21 protein-coding genes and 1 pseudogene are annotated in these 21,890 nt (G+C 64.0%); 4 read left to right on the plus strand and 18 right to left on the minus strand.

Features of this window, described 5'->3' with window-relative positions:
* Nucleotides 1–109 precede the first annotated feature (109 nt).
* The 3 genes from FY258_RS02680 to FY258_RS02690 form a co-directional block, all read right to left on the minus strand.
* Nucleotides 110–1,231: a hypothetical protein gene (locus tag FY258_RS02680; protein ID WP_118102893.1), complete on the minus strand. Its 1,122-nt coding sequence runs from the start codon at nucleotides 1,229–1,231 to the stop codon at nucleotides 110–112.
* 77 nt (nucleotides 1,232–1,308) lie between these two features.
* A complete protein-coding gene (locus FY258_RS02685; RefSeq protein WP_118102895.1) occupies nucleotides 1,309–2,310 on the minus strand; it encodes a hypothetical protein in 1,002 nt (333 codons plus the stop codon).
* Nucleotides 2,311–2,508: 198 nt separating this feature from the next.
* The gene (locus FY258_RS02690) at nucleotides 2,509–3,558 is read right to left on the minus strand and encodes a glycosyltransferase (protein ID WP_259324411.1); all 1,050 of its coding nucleotides are present in this window, start codon (nucleotides 3,556–3,558) and stop codon (nucleotides 2,509–2,511) included.
* Between the two features lie 145 nt (nucleotides 3,559–3,703).
* Between FY258_RS02690 and FY258_RS02695 the strand changes: the two are divergent.
* Nucleotides 3,704–4,516: pseudogene (locus tag FY258_RS02695) on the plus strand (PfkB family carbohydrate kinase); the annotation flags it as partial.
* A gap of 266 nt (nucleotides 4,517–4,782) precedes the next feature.
* Here the strand turns inward: FY258_RS02695 and FY258_RS02700 are convergent.
* From FY258_RS02700 to FY258_RS02725, 6 genes are all read right to left on the minus strand, one after another.
* A complete protein-coding gene (locus FY258_RS02700) occupies nucleotides 4,783–6,174 on the minus strand; it encodes an aminopeptidase (RefSeq protein WP_118102901.1) in 1,392 nt (463 codons plus the stop codon).
* A gap of 137 nt (nucleotides 6,175–6,311) precedes the next feature.
* Nucleotides 6,312–7,367 (minus strand): coiled-coil domain-containing protein, encoded by a 1,056-nt coding sequence (locus tag FY258_RS02705; RefSeq protein ID WP_259324412.1) that lies wholly within the window; start codon nucleotides 7,365–7,367, stop codon nucleotides 6,312–6,314.
* Nucleotides 7,368–7,804: 437 nt separating this feature from the next.
* Nucleotides 7,805–8,239, minus strand: coding sequence for a GtrA family protein (locus FY258_RS02710; RefSeq protein WP_118103982.1), 435 nt, complete (start codon nucleotides 8,237–8,239; stop codon nucleotides 7,805–7,807).
* Between the two features lie 148 nt (nucleotides 8,240–8,387).
* Nucleotides 8,388–8,783 carry a GtrA family protein gene (locus tag FY258_RS02715; RefSeq protein WP_118102905.1) on the minus strand — a complete coding sequence of 132 codons (396 nt, stop codon included), beginning with the start codon at nucleotides 8,781–8,783 and terminating at the stop codon, nucleotides 8,388–8,390.
* A 44-nt stretch (nucleotides 8,784–8,827) separates the two neighbouring features.
* Nucleotides 8,828–9,283: a NanQ anomerase/TabA/YiaL family protein gene (locus FY258_RS02720; RefSeq protein ID WP_118102907.1), complete on the minus strand. Its 456-nt coding sequence runs from the start codon at nucleotides 9,281–9,283 to the stop codon at nucleotides 8,828–8,830.
* A gap of 180 nt (nucleotides 9,284–9,463) precedes the next feature.
* The gene (locus FY258_RS02725; protein ID WP_259324413.1) at nucleotides 9,464–10,585 is read right to left on the minus strand and encodes a beta/alpha barrel domain-containing protein; all 1,122 of its coding nucleotides are present in this window, start codon (nucleotides 10,583–10,585) and stop codon (nucleotides 9,464–9,466) included.
* 201 nt (nucleotides 10,586–10,786) lie between these two features.
* Between FY258_RS02725 and FY258_RS02730 the strand changes: the two genes are divergently transcribed.
* Nucleotides 10,787–10,921, plus strand: a complete 135-nt coding sequence (locus FY258_RS02730; RefSeq protein ID WP_259324414.1) for a hypothetical protein — start codon at nucleotides 10,787–10,789, stop codon at nucleotides 10,919–10,921.
* Nucleotides 10,922–11,010: 89 nt separating this feature from the next.
* Here the strand turns inward: FY258_RS02730 and FY258_RS02735 are convergent, their stop codons facing one another.
* From FY258_RS02735 to FY258_RS02755, 5 genes are all read right to left on the minus strand, one after another.
* Nucleotides 11,011–11,982 carry an RsmB/NOP family class I SAM-dependent RNA methyltransferase gene (locus tag FY258_RS02735; RefSeq protein WP_259324415.1) on the minus strand — a complete coding sequence of 324 codons (972 nt, stop codon included), beginning with the start codon at nucleotides 11,980–11,982 and terminating at the stop codon, nucleotides 11,011–11,013.
* An 89-nt stretch (nucleotides 11,983–12,071) separates the two neighbouring features.
* On the minus strand, nucleotides 12,072–12,818 hold the full coding sequence (locus FY258_RS02740; protein ID WP_118102911.1) for an energy-coupling factor transporter transmembrane component T family protein: 747 nt from the start codon (nucleotides 12,816–12,818) through the stop codon (nucleotides 12,072–12,074).
* Nucleotides 12,811–14,571, minus strand: a complete 1,761-nt coding sequence (locus FY258_RS02745; RefSeq protein ID WP_118102913.1) for an ABC transporter ATP-binding protein — start codon at nucleotides 14,569–14,571, stop codon at nucleotides 12,811–12,813. The genes FY258_RS02740 and FY258_RS02745 overlap by 8 nt, the downstream gene beginning before the upstream one ends.
* A gap of 59 nt (nucleotides 14,572–14,630) precedes the next feature.
* Complete coding sequence (locus FY258_RS02750) at nucleotides 14,631–15,206, minus strand: hypothetical protein (RefSeq protein ID WP_118102915.1); 576 nt, start codon at nucleotides 15,204–15,206, stop codon at nucleotides 14,631–14,633.
* 328 nt (nucleotides 15,207–15,534) lie between these two features.
* Nucleotides 15,535–16,446: a diacylglycerol/lipid kinase family protein gene (locus tag FY258_RS02755; RefSeq protein ID WP_118102917.1), complete on the minus strand. Its 912-nt coding sequence runs from the start codon at nucleotides 16,444–16,446 to the stop codon at nucleotides 15,535–15,537.
* 94 nt (nucleotides 16,447–16,540) lie between these two features.
* Here FY258_RS02755 and rnd point away from each other — a divergent pair, with 94 nt between their 5' ends.
* Nucleotides 16,541–17,674 (plus strand): ribonuclease D, encoded by a 1,134-nt coding sequence (gene rnd, locus FY258_RS02760; RefSeq protein WP_118102919.1) that lies wholly within the window; start codon nucleotides 16,541–16,543, stop codon nucleotides 17,672–17,674.
* 37 nt (nucleotides 17,675–17,711) lie between these two features.
* On the plus strand, nucleotides 17,712–18,479 hold the full coding sequence (locus FY258_RS02765; RefSeq protein WP_118102921.1) for a Cof-type HAD-IIB family hydrolase: 768 nt from the start codon (nucleotides 17,712–17,714) through the stop codon (nucleotides 18,477–18,479).
* On the opposite strand, the gene FY258_RS02770 is transcribed toward FY258_RS02765, so the two are convergent.
* The 4 genes from FY258_RS02770 to FY258_RS02785 form a co-directional block, all read right to left on the minus strand.
* Nucleotides 18,476–18,892 (minus strand): Fur family transcriptional regulator, encoded by a 417-nt coding sequence (locus FY258_RS02770; protein WP_182279387.1) that lies wholly within the window; start codon nucleotides 18,890–18,892, stop codon nucleotides 18,476–18,478. The genes FY258_RS02765 and FY258_RS02770 overlap by 4 nt on opposite strands.
* An 89-nt stretch (nucleotides 18,893–18,981) precedes the next feature.
* Complete coding sequence (locus FY258_RS02775; RefSeq protein ID WP_118102923.1) at nucleotides 18,982–20,118, minus strand: Gfo/Idh/MocA family protein; 1,137 nt, start codon at nucleotides 20,116–20,118, stop codon at nucleotides 18,982–18,984.
* Nucleotides 20,119–20,190: 72 nt separating this feature from the next.
* Entirely contained in the window at nucleotides 20,191–20,679 is a 489-nt protein-coding gene (gene rnhA, locus FY258_RS02780; RefSeq protein WP_118102925.1) for a ribonuclease HI, read from the minus strand.
* An 81-nt stretch (nucleotides 20,680–20,760) separates the two neighbouring features.
* A complete protein-coding gene (locus FY258_RS02785) occupies nucleotides 20,761–21,708 on the minus strand; it encodes a serine hydrolase (protein ID WP_147350712.1) in 948 nt (315 codons plus the stop codon).
* Nucleotides 21,709–21,890: the final 182 nt, after the last annotated feature.

Genomic DNA, 21,890 nt, shown 5'->3' on the forward strand with positions numbered 1-21,890 from the left:
CACTGGGTTCCCCGCATGAGAAGCGCCTCGCATCCGACGTCAGATCGGGTGCGAGGCGCTTTTTCGTTGATGGGCGAGGCTCGATGAGGACGCCTTGGAGAAGTCGCGTCTATTCGACGGAGGACAGCTCCCATTGGAGGCCGGTGCCCCCGCGCTTCTTGAGGGTGACGCGGATCGGCTCGATTGAGTCGGCGTGCTGGATGCGCAGGGGGAAGGTCGCGCGTGCCCGCGTGCCGGAGATGAGTTCGAGGGTGCGGGCGCGTGCGTAGTCCTCGGCGAGGAGCGTGAAGACGTCTGTGCCATAGGGGAGCAGTTCGCACAGGTCGGCGATGAGTTCGCTGGCGAGGTAGACCTCGGTTGAGAAGTCGGTGGGATACGTGGCGAGAACTGTGGGCGACAGGGGTGCGGGCGCCTCGGAGAGGGGCGCCGGGTTCGAGGCGAGCTGCGATGGGGCGCATGCGGGCTCCAGAGGCGCCTGATCGGGCTTGGGCGAGATGGGATGGGACTCGAGCTTCCTCTCGCGATCAATGCCGCTGTACGGGTCGTAGGTGACCGTGAGAGAGATGGCGGGGGAGGGTTGAGGGTCTTCCTCAGCGCAGTCGCGCGCATCGTTGTGCTCCGTGCGGGGCGCCTCTTCATGTATGCCGGTCGTTTCGACAACCTCGACAGCCTCGACAGGCTCGGTTGCCGGAGCATCCTCTGGGATGTTCGTGGCATCTGCGTTCGTGTTCTCAGGAGCGGCCTCTGTTTCCTCGGCGCGGGCCTGCGCGGCTGCGCCATGGAGGGCGGTCGACTCGGCAGCCTCAATTTCCGCAATCGGCTCCGGCTCCGGTGCGGGCTCGGGTCGCTTCACGCGCTTGGGCCTCACCGGCTTGAGGGTCTTGTCGGCCTTCTTGCGTTTCCAGGGCTTGTTCGACGGACCGCTCGCGTCCTTGGTTTTGCCGGATTCGAGCGCCGCGAGGGCCTCGTCCCAGGCGGGCTGGACCATAACGGTGGCGTAGATGCGACCGCCCTTGAAGACGGTCAGCTTGACGAACTCCTCAAGCGCTTCGAGCAGGGCGCGAGTTGATTCGAATCCGAGGTCGTCGGCGGTCATACGGTTGCCCGCGAGCGCTTCCTCGACGGCGGGCATGAAGGTCTGCTTGCCGCATCCCAGCTCTCGTGAAAGCAGCTGATAGAGGTAGATGCGGTTGTTGGGGGTGAGCTGTGGTGCTTGGACTTTGGTTGCCATGGGTGTCTCTTTCGTAGTTGTTCGCTACCCATGGTACCATCCCGCGCGGATGGCTCGTCTGCCAACGACGAGCATGCCTAGCGGGTTTGATGAATCGCGGGCGTGGAGGTGTCGCCTGTGTCCTCCCCGGCGGTGACGGTCTGGCCCGGGGCGGATTCGCCCGAGCCGGCGTCTGATCCGTTTTGCTGGGAAGTGCCGCCCTCGCCGGGTGCTCCATCCGTTGTGCCGCCCGTGGTGCCCTCGGCGCCCGTTCCCGTGGTTCCGTCGGGGGCTGCGCCATTTTCGGGCTTTGCGGGTTCAGCGCTGGGAGTATCGGGATTTGTCTGCGCCGTCGGGGTTTCAGCGGAGTCGTCGACGGCCATATCCGTTTCCGGCGCGGGCTGGACGTCGGCCGGACGGCTTCCGAAGACGCTCGGCGTTTTGGTACCCAGACCCTGCCCGGAGGTCGTCAGCATGATGATGCCGGCGCTTGCCGCCACCGCAGCGATGGCGATGAGTGCGGAGACGACGGCCACCTTGCGTTTTGAGGCGCTGCGCTCGGCTGCCGCCCGCGCCTGGAGCTTGGTGGGGGCGATGCGGATCCGCGGCGCCCCCGCGGTGGCCTCGTCTGTCGCAGACGGGCTTTCGGTGCTCGCGTAGCCCCTCAATGCATCCTGTTCGTATGCGTGGCTCATCTGCTTGGCCTTGAGCTTGCGCGCGCTCGCGTCGAGGGCATTGCGATAGAGCTGGGAGCAAATCACCGTGACCATGGAGCTCACCGCCGCGCCGATGACCGATCCCGCGATGCCGATGCGCGAGGCGAGGAGCATGGAAGTCGCAGCGGCCGCTGATGCCGCGATGGCCTGGGCCACGGAGATGCCGTCGAACAGCCCCTTTTTGATGGGGATGGGTTGCGTACCGCCGATATGCGTATCGGGAGAGTCGCCGCTCCCGTACGGAGAGTAGGGGCTGTCTGCGTGGCTTCCGGGATATGCGGACTCGGGGTATGCGGGGTAGGAAACGGGTCGGCCCTCATTGCCGGCGCCGTCACGCCCCCTGTACGTGCGCTTCTCATTGTCCATGCGAATGTCGTCTGCCATATGCGCCCTCATTCGATATCGTGATCGCTCACGTGATTGTGATACCCGAAGCCGCGGGATTCCACCCTCTGGCGGTCGGGAACGCAAAGTCCCAACAGACGCGTGGGTCTTGTGGAGTCCAAAAAAAGATGCGCCCGGGCCGCGTGGGCTTCCGGGCGCATATGGCGCTTATGGGTTCGTTCGACGGTGGCGCGCCTGCTATTTGAGCGGGGGCATGGGCTCCCAGGTCTTGTCGTGATAGATCTTGCGCGCGTCGCGCATGCCGCGGAAAAGCACGCTCATGCCGGTCTTGTACTTGTGGTCGACCGCGATGAGGCGGATGACCTCCTTGGCGAAGGTCGCGGCGGTGCCCAGGCCGAACAGGAATCGGTTGTAGTCGCCGTGCAGGCGGAAGTACTGCATCATGTAGCCGCGATTGCGCATGATGTGGTAGCGGTTCATGTCCGATGTTCCGTTGAGCTGGCGGACGCCGGCGATGTCCCAATTGGGGATATCGCGGCTGCGCTGCAGGATGATGTCGGACACGACGATCGACTCGGTGACCTTGGAGGCCAGGTAGCCGTAGACCGTGTCGTCCCAGTAGATGAAGAAGCGCGGATCGGGGAAGCCGATTTCGTCGACCACGCTGCGGGCGAACAGGCCGCCCTCGAAGCACATGGTGTTCATCGCGCGGAAGCCCGACTCGTCGAACGCCGCCGGCGCGATGGGGTTGGGGATGCCCAGCGGGACGATGAAGTGATACTGCCAGTAGAACGGGCCGCCGTCGTAGTCGTAGCGGGAGCCCTGCACGACGCGATGCGTGTGCGTCCAGGGCTCGAGGCGCTCGATTGCCTCGGGCACCACCATGACGTCGTCGTCCATGACCCAGAACCACTGGGCGCCCAGCTCGTATGCGCGCTTGACGCCGGCGGAGAAACCGCCCGCGCCGCCCAGGTTGCCGCTTTGCGGAGCGTACACAACGCGCGCCGTGCCGCCCTCGGTATCCGCGGCGTCGCCCTCCACGCCCCACAGCTCGTCTGTGCGGCGGCCGAGGTCCTCGACCATCTGGCGGGTTTGCTCGGAATTCTCGTTATCGACGATGACGATGCGCCACGGGGCGCGCGTCAGCCCGCAAAAGGAGTCGAAGAGCTTGGCGAGCAGCTCCTGACGTTTGAAGGTCACGACCACGATCGCCAGCCTGTCGATGCGGTTCGGGGCCGTTGATGAGCCGTTCGATATGGTGTTGCCGGTTTGCGGTTGCTCGGTCACGTGCTCGCCTTTCTGCGGGGCGGATGGGGCGATCAAACCCTTCGTTCAAACTGATATTGGCTATTATAGGCCCTGAACCAGTTCGTATCGAGGAGGGCCCGCCGTGGGAAAGCTGCTGTTCGTTGGAGTGACATGCGCCGATGTGGTGATTAATGTCGATAAGCTGCCGCAAACGGCGCAGGACGTTGTCGTGTATGGACAGAAGATGACGCTCGGCGGGTGCGCATTCAACGCATTCTCCATCGCTCATGCGCTTGGAGAGCCCGCGATGTTGTTCAGCCCCGTGGGTACGGGCGCGTTCGGCGACTTCGTGCGGCGCGGCTTGCGGTCCGAGGGCGTCGAGGTCCTGGTTGAGAACGATGCGATGGAGAACGGTTGCTGCTACTGCTTCGTCGAGCCCGGCGGCGAGCGCACGTTCGTGGCGTACCATGGCGCCGACTATCACTATGAGCCCACTTGGTTCGATGCGATCGATATGGACGAAGTCGACGCGGTGTACGTGTGCGGACTCGAGGTCGAAGATCCCACGGGGCCGGTGGTCGTTGAGTTTTTGGAGCGCGCGTGCCGTGATAAGGCGATCTTTTTCACGCCGGGCCCAAGACCCGATTCCGTGCCCCTCGATTTGCTCGAGCGCGTATGTGCGCTTCATCCCGTCTTGCACATGAACGGAGATGAGGCGATGGTGCTTGCAGGCCGTTTGTGTGACGGGGAATCCGTTGACGATGCGAAGACGGAGGGGGACCGCGCGGATATCGAACGCGCTGCCGTGGCCCTTGCGCGCTATGTCGGCAACGCCGTGTTCGCCACGCTGGGCGGAGACGGTTGCCTGTATTGCGACGGTGGCCGTTCGGACGTCGTCGCCGGTTCGCCTGTTCACGTAGTGGATACCATCGGCGCCGGGGATTCGCACATCGGTGCGCTCATGGTCGGTTTGCACCGAGGCGAGACGCCCGAGTCCGCGATTGCCCGTGCGAACCGCGTGGCCGCCGCTATCGTTGGCATTTCCGGCGCGCATGCCGACCCCGAAGTGATTCGCGCCGCTGCGGGGGACTAGGCGCGGACGGCCCGCTTCCGCAGGGGGCGAAATGCCCGCACGGCCGTGCCGGCGGGGCGACCCTCGCGTACCGATGAGTATGAGAACAGCCGCAGGCCGATGGAGACCTGCGGCTGTTTTTCGTTTCGGAGCTTGTGCGCGTTCCGAGCGCGATGTGCGGCGCTTTGGCGCTACGGACGCTCGATGAAGGCCTTGTAGCCCTTGTAGGCCTCGTAGATGTCGGCCTTGTTGGTGACCTCCCACAGCGCGTGCATGGAGATGACGGCTACGCCGGAGTCGATGACGTCCATGCCGTACTCGGCGAGGATGTAGGCGATGGTGCCGCCGCCGCCCGCGCCGATGCGGCCGAGCTCGCAGGTCTGGTAATCCACGCCGGCCTCGTCCATGATGTCGCGGATCTGGGCGAAGTACTCAGCGTCGGCGTCGTTGGAGCCGCCCTTGCCGCGGGAGCCCGTGTACTTGTTGAAGCACAGACCGTGGCCCATGATGGCGGCGTTCTTCTTCTCGAAGCGGTCGGCGTAGAGATGGTCGAAACCGGCCGAGACGTCGGAGCTGAGCATGCGGGAGTTGGCGAGTGCGCGGCGCAGGGCGAGCGGGGAGTCCTCGCCGGCGAGTGCCATGATCTCGGCGATGGTGTTCTCGAAGAAGCGGCTGGTCATGCCGGAGGCGCCCACGGAGCCGATCTCCTCCTTATCGACGAGCAGGGTCACGCTCGTGGTCTCGACCTCGGGCGTGTCGAGCTGGGCGCGTAGGGACGGATAGGCGCAGACGCGGTCGTCCTGGCCGTGGCCCAAGATCATGGAGCGGTCGAGGCCCATGTCGCGGGCGGGGCCTGCGGGTACGACCTCGATCTCGGCGGAGAGGAAGTCCTCCTCTTCGACGTCGTACTTCTCCTTGATGAGGTCGAGGAACATCTGCTTGACGGGCTCCTTGACCTCCTCGTCGCCCTCGATGACGACCGGGCGGCCGGCCACGATGACATCGAGGTTCTCATGGTCGACGGCCTTGCCGGCGGGCTTTTCCATCTGATCGCTTGCGAGGTGGATCAGCAGGTCGGAGATGCAGAAGACCGGATCGGCCGGGTCCTCGCCCACGGCGATGTCCACGGTAGCGCCATCCTTCTTGCAGATGACACCGTGCAGCGCCAGCGGGGTGGCGACCCAGTGGTAGGCCTTCACGCCGCCGTAGTAATGGGTGTCGAGGTAGGCCATGTCGCCGGCCTCGTACAGCGGGTTCTGCTTGAGGTCGAGGCGCGGGGAGTCGATGTGGGCGCCCAGGATGTTCATGCCCTGCTCCATCGGGCGGCGGCCCAGGTTGACGAGCATGAGGGTCTTGTTGTGGCTGGCGGCGTAGACCTTGTCGCCGGCCTTGAGCGCGCGGCCCTCGGCAAGGGCGGTCTCGAGGCTCACGTAACCGGCTTCCTCGGCGAGCTTGATGCTGGACTTCACGCACTCACGCTCGGTCTTGTTCTCGCTGATATAGCGGCGGTAATCCTCGCAGAGCTGGTCGAGCTCGGCCAGGGTGGCGTTGTCGTATTTCTTCCAGGCGTTCGGTCGCTCCATGATGGGACTCCTATCGTTTTGGAACGGGTTTTTAGCACGCTCTCCATCGTACCCCGTTTGCGGGCGAATCGGCACGCGGGAGGGCGTGTAAGCAGATATTAAAAAGGAGCCCGATCGGGCTCCTTTCATTTGCGACTCTAAATCCGGTTCATCTCGCTCAGCGTGTTGTTGTACCAGTTGAACCAGTTGGGCGGGCAGTACTTCTTGGCGCCGGCGACGCTGATGGTGTAGCCGTATCCGCGGGCGAGGCCGGAGACATGCGCGTCGATGGCCTCCTCCCAGCTGCCCCAGCTTGCGTTGCCCCAGCCCCAGGCGTTGTGGGGGCGGAAGCAATGACGGCCCTTGGAGCTCTCCGTGTTGGAGATGGCGGGAGAGAAGCGAGGGTCGACACCGTACTTCCAGGCGGCATTGGCGAACGTGGCACCCTGGCCCTCGAGCGGGGAGCCGGCGAGGTACGCGTCGATGCGCGGGGCCCATTCGGCCACAAAGGACGCTTGGTCGACGTCCCAGTTCACGGCACCGTTGTTGGGCGTGGCGACTGCGCCGCCGCCCATGTTCTGGGATGCCTGCTGAAGTGCGGTGAGCTCGGCCTCGGCCTCAGCGTCGGCTTGGGCCTGCGCGGCCTCGCGGAGCTTCTGGGCCTGGGTGAGGGCCTCGGCGGCGGAATCGCGTTCTGCCTCGGCCTGGACCTTGGCGCTCTTGAGTTCGGTCTTCTTGGCTTCGAGCTCGGTCTGGAGCTCGCTCAGCTCGGTGAGGGCGCCGACGTTGGCATCCTTGACCTGATCGAGATACTTCATACCGGAGATGAGCTCATCCATGCTCTTGGTGTTCAGCACGAAGCTCATGAGGGTATTGGAGCCCTTGTGGTGCTTGTAGAGCTCGCGCATGGCGCGGCTGGCGCGCTCCTGCGCGGCGGGGAGCTTGGCCTCGAGCTCGGCGATGCGCGCCTCGTTCTCGGCAACCTGCTCCTGCAGGGAGTCGAGGTTCTTCGTCGCCTCGTCGAATGCGGCGGCGGTCTCCTCTACTTTTTTCTGGGTCTCGGTGAGCGTGGCTGCGGTTTCGGTGGTGATTGCTCGTGCCGGGACGGGGAAGAGCACGCTCGCGAACAGCGCTGCCGTCACGCCGGCGCCCGCGATGATGCGGCGGGTGCGGCTGGTGCGCCACGTGGTGTGCATGCTTGGAGTTGCGTCCATGTACATCCTCGTCTGTTGCTTACCTTAGGACAGCAAGCATCATAGCATCGGCTTCGAGTTCAACTTGAACGTTAGACATTCTTTAAGGTTCAAGTTGAAGGTTTAAGCTTCAGCTACCTGCGGAGACGATGAAATGTGAAGCAGTTTTGTAGTTTCAAGTTCACCTTTAAGGTGAGGGTTTAACCGAAGGTCAACTGACCTAAAACACCTCATCTACCTGGTAAGACGTACAGATGTCTACGAAACTGAGGCGTTTTGCGCTCCGTCACGACTTTCAACTTTGAGTTGAAGCTTGAAGGTCTGATGGCCACGAACCGAGGTGCCGCCAGAGCCTCGGCATCTTCGGGTACACATATGAAAAAGGGCCGCGATTCGGCCCTTTTCGCTGCGTTTCTATCAAGTTCTAGCCAATCGACGAGCATGGATCCCGAGGCTTCTCACGCGTGGCCGGCGTCCAGGAACTTACGGCGGCTGAAGTAGTTGTACCAGGTGACGAAAAACGTGGAGATGAGCTTCATGGACATGGTGCCGATGTTCAGCAGACCGACGCCGATGAACATGTACAGGTCGTTCAGTCCCAAGCCGATGGCGGAGAGCACCGAGAAGATGATGAACTCGCGGCGGCGGCTCATGTCCTCTTTATGCACGAAGACGTACTTCATGGACAGGATGTAGTTGAACACGATGGAGATGATGAAGGAGATCGTGGTCGCCATGAGGTAGTTCATATTGAGCGACTGCAGCAGATAGACGAGAAACGCATACTCGACCGCCAGGGAGGCGAGTCCCACGGCGGCGAATTTCAAAAACTGACGAGTATTGGGGTGTGCGAGTGCGCTGCGCAAACCATCACTTCCGCTCACGAGGGCCATCATGGCCGTCCTGCTTCAATGCAGGCAACTATACGTCTTGGGTAAACGAATTGTAAGGTCAAGCACAAGAAGCATATGAATCCGCCCGCCGACATGACGTGTCGGCGGGCGGCATTTCAACTCCGGTGAACGGGCAATTGGTGTGCGATTATTGGCTGCTCGTGCCGTCGAGTAAGATTTTGCGCGTCACGAAGTTGTAAATCATTACAAGTGCCGTGGCGGCAATTTTTGCAACGTTGGCCTCGATTGACAGCCCCTTGTTGAGGGCCAGGACTATGCCATCGTTCAGGATGAGGCCGATGACCGAGAGCACAACGAAGATGATGAACTCGCGGCGCCGGCTCATCCCGTCCTTGTGTTCGAAGACGAACTTCATGCTCGCTACATAGTTGAAGATGAGCGAGACGACGAATCCCGCCGTATTGGCGAAAAGGATATCGAGGTGGGCTCCGTAATGGAGCAGGTTCATGATTCCGAAGTCAATGATGGTGGCAACGATGCCGACCACGCCAAACTTCGCAAGTTGCGAGAGGAGCGTTTTCATATTTCGATTCGAATCTAGTTGATGGGTCGTTTTGGTGTGCGGTGCTAGGCGCGGACCTTCACGACGATCTTGCGGACATGGCACGGCTCGCCCAGGGCGCAACCGGGTTTGTGGGCATCCTCGGGCGCGAAGACGGCGAGCTCGCCTGCGCGCAGCACGATGGAGGTGACGGGTTCGGGGGTCTTGAGCAGGCAGTAATCGTCCGCCTCGTCGTAGGCCTGGACGGTTTCGAGGCCCTCGCAGTTGGCGAACTGCAGAAGCTCTTCGCCGCTTGCCACGAACTGGACGTCGAAGTAGTCGCGATGCGCTTCGAGCTCCTTCTCGCAAGCGGGGACCGTATCGTACTCGAGCACGTTCGCATAGACGTCGTCGCCTTGGATCTCATTGCGGCCGAGCGGTAGAGACATGAGATCGGAGGAGGTGAGGAAGTCGTAGGCAGCGCGGAAGCGATCTGCCAGGTAATCGTGAGATGCGGAGTTGGCGAGCGTGGTGACGAGCATGGCTGGTCCTTTCGTGAGATTATTCGGGCGTGCACCCATGGTGCGGAGTATAGCATTTGGGCATGAAGAAGGCCCCTGCCTGTCGACCATACGGATCGAGCTGGCAGGGGCCTTGTGCGATCGGGATATCGGACAGGCTCTGATGGGGCCTGCCCAAGAGATCGGGGTGCCGGGCAAGCGTTAGTGGCGCCTACCCTTGAAGAAGAGCTGGGGGAAGGGGCGCTGGCGCTTGGGGCCGCCGGTGGTTGCCTTGGCGATCAGCTCGTCGGGGATGGGCACGTCGGCGCGTGCGCTTTCGAGGGGGTTGACGTCTGCCGCGGCGACCGGGTCCATGATCGGCACCTCGGGCTTGACTTCGGCCTCGCGATAGCGGCGCATCATGTCGGCCTGGAGCTGCTGCGCCGAGGGCGGCGTCCAGATGACGGCGTTGGCGCCCGCTTGGACGGTCTCGCGAACGGACAGCGAGCTGCGACCGCCGGATGCGATGAGCGGGAGATTCGGGTAGATCTCGCGCAGCTCACGCAGAACGGCAGGGGTGTCCTTGCCGGCGGCGACGTTCAGGATCTTGGCGCCGGCCTTCACCTTGGCATGCGCAACCGCATCGCAGCGCACCACGGTGGCGATGACGGGGATATCGATGACGGCGCAGATCTGCTCGATCATCTCGGGTGGAGCGGGGGAGTTGACGACAACGCCCGCGGCACCCTGCATCTCGGATACAGCCGCCAACTGCACGGAGCGCTTGCCGGTTGTGGTGCCGCCGCCAACGCCCACGAAGACGGGGGCCTCGGAGGCGGTGAGCAGGGCCTGCGTGATGGCGGGCTGCGCGGTGAAGGGATACACGGCGAAGATCGCATCGGCGTTTGAGTTGCGAATGACGGCGACGTCGGTGGTGTAGAGCAGCGACTTGATGCGACGCCCGAACAGCGTGAAGCCGCCGCACTCCTCAAGCTCATCGGGGACGCGGAGCGGGGCCTTGCGCAGACGGCCCTCGATGGGCGAGGGCTCCATGGGCAGCAGGCCGCCCGGCGTCACGGCGAGCTCGGGTTCGGCGAATTCGTCGGCAAGTTCGACTTCGGAGAAATCGATGGTCGCCTCGATCGACTCGGGGACCTCGGCGCTCACCGAGATGGGGTCGGTATCGGTGTCGCCGGGTTCGAGTTCGGCATGGTCGACGCTGCGCTCGATGGCCGGTATGGGGTTGGACGCGGGGGCGGAGCCGGTGCCCATCTGCGGCTCAACGGCATCGGGCCGCGGATCGGGTACAGAGGCGCGCGCGGCGTCGGGAGTGGTGTTGGTCATGATGCCCCCTTGAGGGAAGGACGAATGTCGATTCATTGTACCCGCCCGCATGCTTTAGAGGACGAAGGGGCGTCACTCACGCGGTCTCCATGCCTCTGTGGTTCCTGCGCCATGGCGGCCAGCGGGGTCGAATCTGGTATGCTGGGGCGGCGAGAGCAATTTGAGAATGCGCGCCCGCGCGCGAGAAGGGATGGTGCCGCCGTGGAGATGTTCGACATTTTGGCCCCGGTGTTCATGATCGCCGGCGCCATCGCCGTGGTGGCCCTGGTATACCTGCTGTTCGCTACCCTTAAGGACCGCAACGCCCGCAAGGGCGATGAGGAGCGCGAGCGATAGCCGTCGATCGGACGCTCGCATCTGTGTAAACGTCGGGACCCCCGCGCCATTGACGCGGGGGTCCCGTTTCATATCTGTCCAGCGTGGCCTTATCGCCTGGTGCGGGGGGCCTGTTTTTGTATGGCGGCGACGTAGAACCCTTCGTACAGTCGGGTTGGGGCGAGGGTCAGCGTTCCCTCGAGCGAGTTCGGGAGATTCATGATCGGCCATGCGAACTCGCCCTCATCGGCGCGCGCGATAGTGATGACGCGCTCTTCCGGATCGGACTGCCCGTCGTCGACGTTGCCCGCTAGGATCGGCACGACCTTGCAGTCGCGATGGCGCTTGAGGGCCGCGCGCACCTGCTCGTCGTTTTCCTCGGGGAGAACCGAACAGGTGGAGTAGACGAGGGTGCCGCCGGGCTTCAAGACCGTGAGCGCTCGGTCCAGCAGTGCGCGCTGGGACTTGACCACCTTGTCGAGCAGTTGGGGCGTCATGCGCTTTTCCGCTCGTTCGTCGCCCGTGCGATATGTGCCGGTTCCCGTGCAGGGCGCGTCGAGCAGGATCTGATCGAAGCTGAAGAACTCGTCGAGGCGACGAGCGTCCGTGCGCATGATGTTCACGTTTTGAGCGCCGAGCTTGTCGAGGTTGTACGCGAGTTTTTCGGCGCGTGGTGCGCTCATCTCGCAAGCGGTGAGGTGCGCGCCGTTGGCCGTGAGGGCGGCGATCTGGGAGGTTTTGCCTCCAGGGGCCGAACACATGTCGAGGATGTCGGCGCCCGCGAGCGGATCGAGGATGAGGGGCGGGAGCATGGAGGAGAGGCTCTGCAGGTACACGAGGCCGTCGCGGTAGATGTCGAGGCCCCACACCTCGCGCTCTCGCGCGCCATCGAGTACGAAGGCGTCTTCGTACCAGGGCACGCGGGCATAACCGATGCCGGCAGCGTCGAGCGCCGTGGAGATCTGGTCGGAAGTTGCCTTGAGCGTGTTGGCACGCAGGGTCACGGGGCGTTCACGCGCGGCATCGAAGCCGTCGGCGAGAAGCTCGCACGTGCGCTCGTCGAGACGGTCGGTCAGCTGCATGGTTCCTCCTGGCAAAATCGGGTCGTCGCCCATCGCGGGCGGGTTCATTCGTCGTGCATCGCTATCTTAGCGCCTTGGTGTAGGTGCGCCTACAGGGTGAACCCGATCGCCACGAGTGCGAGACAGCAGCCGAGGACGGCGATGTCTGTGGCGGTCATCGGATAACGGCGATAGGAGCTGGCGCGCGTGCGCAGGTAGAAACCGCGCTGCTCGGCCGCGAGCGCCGTCGCGTCGGTCTTTTGCACCGAGGTTACGAGCAGCGGGATGCACACGGGAATCATGAGGGCGAGCTTCTTGAACGGGTTGCCGGTGTCAAAGTGCACGCCGCGCGCGGTTTGAGCCTCCATGATGGCGTTCATCTCGCGCGTGAACACCGGGGCGAATCGAAGGGCCGTGGTGAACGTGAACGCGTAGCGATAGGGGACGTGGAGGACCTCCACGCAGGCATTGGCCAGGTCCGTGAGTCTCGTCACACTGAGCATGAGCACGAGCGGCAAGGCGATGCCGACCAGGCGAAGGCATGCGCGCAGCCCGCCGATCACGCCATCGACGGTCGCGAATGCGACGATATGCTCGCCCGTGGGTGTGAACGCGACCTGTAGGGTGAACATGACGACCACGATGGGCAGGAGCACTTTGAGCAGGCCCGTCAGGCGTCTTGCCACGCCGGCATAGGCGCCGATTGCCAGGGTGAGTGCGAGCAGGGCCGTGAGGGCGAAGGGGCTTTGCGCGAGAAAGGTCGCGGTGATGATCGCCGCTGCGATCGCGAGCTTCGTCACGGGGTTGAGACGGTGCAGCAGGCTCTTCCCGGGAGTGCAATCGATGACATCAAGCATGGGCCTTCAGCTCCTTGACGAGGGCGACGAGGTCGGCGACTTCGGTTATGTGGGCGAACGAGGGGTGGAAACGGGCCGCCAGGCGCTTGCCGAGCGCGGGAACGCACGGCGCTGCGATGCGCGCATGGGCGAGCAGCGCGTCGTTTGCGAATACCTCGCGGGAGGGGCCGACTTCGATCAGCCTGCCCTCCGTCATGACGGCGAGGGTGTCGGCGAAATCGCTCACGACTTCCATGTCGTGGCAGACCATGACGACGGCGGCGCCGTCGAGTGCGCGCTGGCGGACCGTCTCCATGACGGTCATGCATTCGCGGTAGTCAAGCCCGCTCGTGGGCTCATCAAGGATGATGAGCTCGGGTTCGAGGGCCACGACGCTTGCGAGCGCGACCATCTGGCGTTGGCCGCGGGAGAGGTTGAAGGGGGAGGCGTTTTCGGGCAGGCCGAAGGTGGCGGCGACGTGACGTGCCCTTTCCCGTGCGGCATCGGCGGGCGCGCCTTGGAGCTCGAGGCCGAAGGAGATCTCCTCGACGACGGTATTTCGGCATAGCTGGCGGTCCGGATTTTGGAAGAGGGTCGCGGCGTGTGACGCGAGCACGCTCACCGGTGTCGCGCGGGTGTCGAGCCCGGCGATGCGCACCACGCCGGCGCTTGGCTTGATCAGGCCGTTCAGCAATTTGGTGAAGGTCGTCTTGCCGGCGCCGTTCTGGCCGACGACGGCGAGAATCTCGCCGGCGCGCACGGTGAGGTCGATGCCCTCGATGCCCGCCTGCCCCGTTCCGTAGGAATACGCTGCTCCGGCGACGTCGACGATGATCGGACGTTTATCGGCCGTGTCGCGCACATCCGGTCGATCGTCCAGGGCGCACGGCGCGATGGGCGAACTCTTGGATAGTCCGGGGGCGAGGATGCCCGCGACGAGGGCCTCGGCGCCGTCGAGCGTGAGTGCGGGGGAGTCGTTTGGCGCGAGCCCGGCTTCGGCGAGGCTGTTGGAGATACGGACGGTTCTCGGGGTGTCAACGCCGATGGCTCGCAGGGTCTCCCCGTGGGAGAAAACGTCGGTCGGCGTACCGTCGAGTGCGATGCGGCCCTGATCGATCACGACGACGCGGTCGCAATACTCGGCGAGCAGCGCGACCGTCTGCTCGATGAGGATGACGGTCATCCCCGTCAGCTCGTTGGCGCGTCGGAGTACCTCGAACACATCGCGCGCGCTCGCGGGATCGAGCGCGGAGGTGGGTTCGTCCATGACAATGACGCGGGGCGTCATGGCGAGGATGGAGGCGATGGCGACCTTTTGCTTCTGCCCGCCGGAAAGCGTCGCGATTTCGCGATGGCGCAGGTCGGCGATGCCCACGGCGTCGAGGGCCGATGCGATGCGCCCCTCGATCTCGTGGTGGTCGATGCCGAAGTTCTCAAGGCCGAACAACAGCTCGTCCTCCACGACGGAGGCCACCATCTGAGCGTCGATGTCTTGGAGGACCGAGCCGGCGACCTTGGCTATATCGGTGAGGGACGCCTCGCAGGTGTCGAGTCCCGCCACGAGTGTGGAGCCAAACAGGCGGCCCCGATAATGGTGGGGGATGGCGCCGGTGATGGCGCTCGCCAGCGTCGACTTTCCGGCACCCGAGGGGCCGATCAGGCCGACGAAGGTGCCCTCTTCGACGGAGAGGTCGATGTCCTTGAGGGCGTAGGCGCCGTCAGCGGCGGTGCCGTAGGAGAACGAGACGCACTCCATTTCGATGATCGCGCTCATAGGGCTCCCTTCTCGGTGCTCGGCATCTGGAGATGCCGAGTGGGACGGATGCGGCTGCGTCACTCGTTCAGACCGAGCGATTGTTTGACGGGCTGATAGAGCGCGCCGACGAGAATCGCGTTGAAGACCGCCGTGACCGTTACGACCGGAGTCATCACGGCGGCCAGCTCGCCGGCGAAGCCCATGAGCGCCATCTTGACCACCATGAAGATCATTCCGGAGAGGAATGTGGTGATGAAGGTGCCGACCACGGGCACCAGGTTGCGCGCGGGCGTGCGCGCGCCGACGTTCACGATCGACGCCATGGCGACGGCGGCGATGCCTTCGGCGACGAAGTCGATGCCGGGGGAGCTGGTGGTGATTTGGATGACCGCGGCCGAGATGAGTCCGATCACGAGGGCCTGCGGGATGGTGGGGCGAATGACCAGGATCGCGAGGCAGAAGGCGGAGACGATGAATTCGGGGGCGATGGCTCCGCCGGAGACCGCGGAGATGGCCTTGCCTGCCGTGAAGTTGAGGATGAAGCCGGCGGCGAGCAGGACGGCAAGCAAGACGAGGCTTTGGATGTCGAGGCCGCGTCGCTCGTCGATGGCGACGGTGCGGGGTCGGCCACTGGGTTGGAACGGGGTGGTCATGGGAGGTTCCTTTCGCGAACTGGGGCGCTTGCGTTCAGGGGGGGCAAAGGCGGTGGACGGGGCCTCGGCATGAAAAAAGGCCCCCGGTCAAACCGGAGGCCTCGTGTTACCTGGATGGTATATGGGTATGAGGACTCACCGTCGACCGGCCGAAGACGCGTCATGCCACCACCAGTTGTTGAGGGAGACGAACGTGATCTGCTTCATGATGATGGCTCCTTTCGCGATATCGGAGGTCGAAACGTTGGTTAGGGACTATAGCACAGTGCAGTGCGGGTGCAACGGGGCGGGCGATACGTTTCGGTGCCGTTACGCGCGCCGCGATACGCTAGAGCTTGGCGAAGTCGTCGACGATGAGGTCGAGGCAGGCGGGAAGGACGCGGGCGCCGAACTCGCCGGTGTTGTTGTGTATGAGCTCCCCGTCGAATTCCATGCCGAGGGAGGGCGTGCAGGTGATGCGCGCCTCCTTGGCTTGGAAGAGGGTGAACTGCGGCCGACCCAGGCCCTTGCCTGCGGGATCGAGGACGCCGGCGAGCAGGGTGGGGAGCAGCTCGACGGTTTTGGCGGGCTGGATCACGGCGATATCGATGAACCCGTCGTCCATGCGGCAATCGGGGAACAGGTTGATATCGTTTTGGATGAGCGCGGTATTGCCCACCATGCAGCCGATGCCGTCGAGCTCGTCGACCTCCCCGTCGTGCTCGATGGTGAAGTGCGCGACGGTGGGGGCGGGGTTGGCGAGCGCCGAGAGGAAGTAGGCGATTTCGCCCATGTCGCCCTTGGCGGGCTCGGCCTTGTGCATGATGTCGGCATCGAAGCCGGTGCCCGCGATGATGATGAAACCGTGGCGTTGGACGCTGCCGTCCTCCGCCTTCCAGAACAGCTCTCCCATGTCGGCCGTCTTGGTTCGGCCCTCGCGGCAGGCCTTGGCCAGTGCGGCGGGTTCGGGCGCGTTGCCGATGTTGTTGAAGAACAGGTTCGCAGTTCCGGAGGGGAAGACGAGCGTGGGGACGTGGCTATCGCGGATATGGTCGAGCACGTTGGATACGGTGCCGTCCCCACCGGAGACCACGACGCGGTCGAACGCGTTCACGTCCTCCGCGGCCTGATGGGGCTCCATGCCGTCGCCGATGAAGCGCAGGCACACCTCGTCGCCGGCCTCGGACAGAGCGCGCGCGAAGTCGAAAATCTCGTCTGAGCGGGGGCCGGAGGCGGGGTTGTGGATGATGAGGCAACGCATGGCGAGTTCCCTGTTCATGAAAAGGCGGGTATAGTTACAAGATGACGTAATCCTACCCGTGTCGCACGCGGGTTTTCCCGTACCGGGGAGACGAATGTACATCTCCACAAATGAGGACCTGACCGCCTTCTGCAATCGCGCCCGTGCTTTTTCGGCCATCGCCATCGACACGGAGTTCCTGCGGGAGAAGACCTATCACGCCAAGCTGTGCTTGGTGCAGGTCGCCACGCCGGACGAGTGCGTGGTCATCGACCCCCTCGCGATCGACGACCTGGGGCCGCTCGCCGAGCTCATGACCGACGTCGACACGCTCAAGGTGTTCCATGCCTGCTCGCAAGATATGGAGGTGCTCTGCCACGCGCTCGGTTCCGTGCCCGCGCCGATCTTCGATACACAGGTGGCGGCGGGGTTCCTTGGTGAGCGTGCGCAGTGCTCCTATCACAACCTCGTGAGTACGTTCTGCGGTGTCTCCCTGCCCAAGACCGAGTCGTTGACGGACTGGTCGCGCCGTCCGCTGAGCCCCAAGCAGATCGAGTACGCCCTTGACGATGTGCGTTATCTCATCGATGCGTATCGCGTCATCGAGTCCAAGTTGCATTCGCTCGGTCGCACGGCTTGGGTGCGCGACGAGATTCGCCCCCTTGCCGACCCCGCCCATTATCGCAGCGATCCCCGCGCCGCGTTCAAGCGCGTGAAGCGCGTGAACGCCTGTACGCGCCGTCAGCTCGCCGTTGCCCGTGAGCTCGCCTCTTGGCGTGAGCAGCGGGCGGAGACGCGCGATATCCCGCGTAAGTGGGTCATGTCCGACGAAGTCCTGCTGGCGCTGTGCAAGCGCGCGCCGCAGACCGTGGAGGACTTCCGTGCGGTGCGCGGGACCGAACAGCTGAGTGCACGCGATGTCGAGGTGGCTCTCGACGCAATCGCTCGCGGTCGCCGCTGCCCACAGGAGAACCTGCCCTCGGTTGGCCGCGCCCATCGCGCACCGGCGCCTGAGCTCGAGAGCGTCATCGACCTCATGTACGCGCTCATCCGCCTCGTCTCCGAGCGCTCCGGCGTCGCAACCTCGTTGATTGTCTCGCGTGACGGCCTGCTCGACTACATCGAGCATCCCGAGCGCAGCCCCCTGCGCGAAGGCTGGCGCTTCGAGTTGGTCGGCACCCTCATGGACGACCTGCTTCAGGGCAATATCGGCCTCACCGTCAAGGACGGGGCCCTCGAGATCTTGTAATGGCGCCCGTGCGCCTCGAGCCGCATGGGAGGACCCGATGATCAAGGCGGCGTTTTTCGATATCGACGGCACGCTCGTCGGCTTCAAGACGCACCGTGTGCCCGAGAGCGCATGGCGCGCCATCGAACTCATGCGTGCGAAGGGAATCAAGGTTTGTATCGCCAGCGGCCGTTCGCTCATGGAGATGCACGAGGAGCTCAAAACGGGCTTCGACGCATATGTGACCATGAACGGTCAGCTGTGCTTCGACGATAAAGGGGTGTTTCGCGATGCCCATATCGATGACCGCGACGTGCGCGCGATAGTCGAGCAGGCCCGCCAAGGGCTCTATGACCTGTACGTGATGCAAGGGAGCCGCTCGTTTGTGAACAATCTTGGCGACCGCGTGATCGAGCTCGGTCGTCAGGTGGGGCTCGATTACTCACTCGGCGATCTCGATTGGGCCTACGAGCTTCCGGTCTATCAGTTCAACGTGTTCGGCGGGCCCGATGTCGAGCAGGTATTCCTTTCCAAAACCGAGCATGTCGTGGCAACGCGCTGGAATGACCTGTTCTGCGACGTGGTCCCTGCGAAGGGCGGTAAGGACTACGGCGTGCGCGCGGCGCTTGAGCGCTTTGGCATCGCGCCGGAGGAGGCGATCGCGTTCGGCGATGGCGAGAACGACCTCGGTATGTTCGAGGTCGTGGGCACGAGCATCGCCATGGGCAACGCATGGGATGGCGTGAAGGACCGCGCCAGCTTCGTCACCACCGATGTGGATGACGATGGCATTTGGAACGCCTGTAGAAAGCTGGGGCTCGTCTAGTTTTGGGCTGCGCGCTGGCAGGCCGGGCAGGTGCCTTCGAAAATCAAACTGTGGCAGACGTGCGAATAGGATGTTTCCTCGGCCGCCCGCGCGTCGAGCGCCTCGTCATGGGGCAGGGCGATATCCGCCACGGCCCCGCAGGCCCGGCACACGACGTGGGCGTGGCCGTCGCAGCGCCAATCGAAGCGGGTGGTGCCGGGGGCCTTCACCGTGGTGATGATTCCCGCCTCGGTGAGAAGATTGAGGTTGCGGTAGACGGTCCCTCGGCTCACGCGATTGTCGGTCTCGCGGACTTGCAGGTAGATGTCCTCCGCCGTGGGGTGGTCGCAGCGCGACCGCACGGCATCGAGCACCAGTTGGCGCTGGCGCGTGTTGCGGCGGGTGATGGGCTGCCCGGTGGCCGTGGTGCTCATGGCGTCTCCTATCGTTACTTGATAAGTAACATTTGAGCAGAAGGGGAGGCGCAAGGCAAGGAGACGCCCTCGATTTCCGAAAAATGCCTCTAAACATGCAACCATTCGACGGATGGCACATCGGGCGCGTCCGGCGCCGTGCGATCGGCAGGGAAGCTCACGCCCGTCTGGCGACGCGCCTCGTCCATGAGGGCGAGTGAGGAGAGGGTTATGTCGCGGAAGTGGGCGACGGTGCCGAAGGGGCCGCACGGCGCCTCGGTGCAAACGCAGCCCGTTCGGACGTGCTCAACGGCCTCGGCGAAGTCCGAGAGCTCGTGTTGCATGGTGTTCTCGAATGCGGGGAGGTCGATGTCTCGCCCGATGGTCTGCGCGGAGGAATAACCCACGGAGTCCGTCTGCCGCGCGGCGTCGGAGCGCAGGTCGATGTGCATGGAAGAGGGCGCGGAGATGCCGTGCACGGTGAGGGTTCCCAGCTCACCCTCGATTTGACTGTCCGAGAGGTCGTTGGTGGTCTTGGAATGTGCGAGGACGGCAGTCATGTTGGGATAGGACGCGAGGATGACGCCCGATCCGTCGATGGGGCCGTTCGTGAGGTCGTGGGTCGCCTCGTCGAGCAGCGCGGCGGAGGCGAGTACGCGCTCGGGGGCTCCGAACAGTTCGATGAGCGGCTCGACGCAGTAAACGCCGATGTCCATGAGGGATCCAGAGGCCATGGCGCAGTCGAAGATGTTGGTATGGCGCCCCGCCAAAATCTCATCGTAGCGGGAGGAATACTTACCGAAGCGCAGCGTGGCGCGGCGGATAGCGCCGATTTGGGGCAGAGCGTCTTTGATGGCGTGGAAGGCGGGGTCGTGCAGGGGGCGCATCGCTTCGAGCGCGACGACGCCCGCGTCCCGAGCTGCCTCGAACACCTCTGCGGCCTCCCGTCGGTTGGCGCAGAAGGGCTTTTCGACGATGACGTGTTTGCCCCCTGCGATGCAGGCGAGGGCCTGGTCGTGATGGAGGGCGTTGGGGCTGCCGATGTAGACTGCATCGACCTCGTCGCTTGCCGCCAGCTCGTCGAGGGAGGTGAAGGGGGTCGTTCCCCCATGCTCGGACGTGAAGGCGGCGGCTCTCTGGCGATCGCGCGAGAGGGTGCCCACGAAGGCGGCGCCCTCCACATTCGATAGGGCGTCGATCATGCATGCGGTAATGCCGCTCGTTCCGATGGTGGCGATGCGGATCATGTCCGCTCCTCTCTCTCTCGGCGCCGGCGGGCGCCCCGGTGTGGACACGCGAGATACGTGTGGTTGGGCCGGTTAGTCGGATTCGCCCTCGACGAATCCAGTGTCGCAGACGCGATCCGTGCCGTCCGCTGCGGCGCAGGCGAGTTGGTCGCAGCGTTCGTTGAATTCGTGCCCGGCATGCCCCTTCACCCAATGGAAGGTCACGTTGTGGGGTTGCTTGGCGGCGAGTAGCCGTTTCCAGAGGTCGACGTTCTTGACGGGCTTCTTCTGTGAGGTCTTCCACCCCCGGCGGATCCAGCCCTCGACCCAGTGCTGGTTGAAGGCGTTGCAGACGTACTGGGAGTCCGAGTGGACCTCGACATCGCAGGGGCGGTTGAGCGCCTCGAGTGCGCTGATGACGCCGAGCAGCTCCATGCGATTGTTGGTGGTGCGGTCGTAACCGCGGGAGAGCTCGAGCGTGTGCAGCTTTCCCGAGGGCGCGGTGTAGCGCAATACGGCGCCGTACCCGCCGGGACCGGGATTGCCGCGCGACGAGCCGTCGGTGTAGACGATGACCTTCACAGGGTTCCTTTCGAATCGGATCAGACCATTATAAGGTCTGGCTCGGACGGGGATGCGTGGCTGTGGGGTCTCGGCAAGGGGCTATTGCGCGCGCGCCGCGTCGAGGCCGGCTTCGGCAAGGGCCGCGAGCGGACGCATGACGCGTTCGACGGTGGCAAAGTCCGAGCCTCGGTTGGTCGCAACGGCAATTGCATAGGAGCCCTGTTTGGCGTTGACGATCCCTCCGTCGAATGTGACGTCATAGCGCGGGCCGCCGCCTGAGTACCATCCGGCTTTCGACCAGGTCACGGCATTTTCGCCGGCGATGTCATCGACCTGGGAATTGAGTGAGTTTTCCATAAGGCCTGCGAGCCATTGCGCGTTCGCGTCATCGCTTGAGAGCCATTGCGCGCAGATGCGCCAGAGGTTTGCGAGGTCGCGGACGCTGTAATCGGCATACCAGTGAGTGAGGTCGCACGACACGCCCGCCTCGGCGCAGAGATCCGCGAAAAACGAGGACCCGTACAGCTTTTCACGAAGCGTCCGATACGCCTCGTTGTCCGAGTTGACAACGGTCGAGGAGATGAGGTCGCCGTAGTTCGCACGTGCGGTGTCGCCTTGGGCGCGAACGAGACTGATGCAGAAGGGCCCCTTGATGGTGCTTGCACTGTAGTACGTTCGGTCTGCGTCGTGCTCGATGACCCGGCCGGTTGTTAGGTCGAGGGCGATGTAGCTGATGTGCGCGCCTGCACCTTCGATGTCCGCGACTGCGGTGTCAAGCTCGGATCGAGCGGTGTCGGACGCGCTCCTCATCTCGGTCAGGGCCACGTCCGAGGGCGGCTGTTCATCGATGGCCGTATCGCTAACCTGGGCAAGGTTGGATTGGGCATCGGTAGAAGTCTGCTCATGGGCAACCAGGGCGCCTTCGTCGCCGCAGCCGGAGAGTGGGGTGAGCGCGACGGCAGCGAGGAGCGCGCCTGCGAGCAGATGAGCGCGGGTTGCCGCGTGAGAGGCTGGCGAGAGGGGCGCCGTGTTCGGCGTGTCGGTCATGGCGATCATTCCTCGTTCATATGGGGTGTTGGTTCTTGGGTATCCATGGTACGCCTTTCGCCCGAGAAACGCCCGTTGGTGCCGTTTGGCGGGCCGCTCATCGCCTGGGATTGTGGAGTAATGGGGGATGAAGGGTTGTTCGGGGACAATCGGGTGGCCAATTGACGTCGAAAGGATGCCCA

The sequence above is a fragment of the Collinsella intestinalis genome (assembly GCF_902364775.2).
Lineage (GTDB): Bacteria > Actinomycetota > Coriobacteriia > Coriobacteriales > Coriobacteriaceae > Collinsella.